The 1052-nt window shown below is 45.7% G+C and carries 1 pseudogene; it reads left to right on the top strand.

The features are described 5' to 3' along the window. Nucleotides 1-1052: pseudogene (locus R7Q47_RS26390) on the top strand (lytic murein transglycosylase); the annotation flags it as partial.

Genomic DNA, 1052 nt, shown 5'->3' with positions numbered 1-1052 from the left:
TCCAAGTGGTGAGCGTTATCAGTGTATTTTTTACGTTGCTCAGTTAAAACAAGGCAAACAAGTTGCAGCCTTTAAAGGCGCAGAAGACATGTGGCTAAGCGGTTCTAGCATCGCGAGTGAGTGTGACCCGTTATTTAATGCTTGGGATAAAGCGGGTGGACGTACAGACGATTTGGTTCTGCAACGCATGTTGTTGGCGTTTGATGCTCGTAACGGTAGTTTGATGGCTTATTTGCAAAAGCTGCCAAGCTCTGCAAAAGCGAAACAACAAGCGCAAGAAATGAAAGCGTTGTTTGATAAACCTGCGACGGTGGCTGAGTTTGCTAAGAAAAAGCCAGCCAACGACTTTTATCGTGCTCAGAGTGAGTATGCGTTAGAAAAGCTAGCTCGCATGGATGTCAATCAAGCTCAAAAAGCGTATGCGCAAGTCGTGAAAGGACAAAAATTCTCAGCAGAAAAAGCCCAAGCACTTGCGGACTACATTGCGATTCGTCTGATTCGTACTGAATCCGATTCACTAGCCAAATGGCGAGATGATAAGACGAAAACCAGTAAAAATGTCGCTTTGATCGAAAATCGTATCCGTCTAGCAATTCAAAATGCAGATTGGAAAGGTGTTCAACAATGGATTGCTGTACTCAACAGAGATGAGCAAGCCTCGCTTCGCTGGCAATATTGGTTAGGTCGAAGTGAGATTGCGCTGGGTGATGATATTGCAGGCAAGCAGCGATTGGCGACCTTAGTTGGTCAGCGCAATTTCTACAGCGTGGCTGCGGCGAATGCGATTGGTCAGTCAATCAAATATCCATCTCATCGTATTAAGCTCGATACTAAGGTTATTCACCCGTATCAAAACTCTCTCACTCGTATTGAAGAGTTGATTGCGACAGATAAAATTGCGGCAGCGAAAAGTGAGTGGGCGCATTTGCTGAGTCGCGTAGGTAAAGATGAAAAGGCGATGTTGGCGGCGTATGCCTCATCCAAGAATTGGCATCACCTAACCGTCACAGCCAGTATCCAGGCGCAAATGTGGGACAATATTGAACTGCGAT

Source organism: Vibrio sp. Vb0349 (genome assembly GCF_033338975.1).
This window is presented reverse-complemented; position numbering and strand designations above follow the sequence as displayed.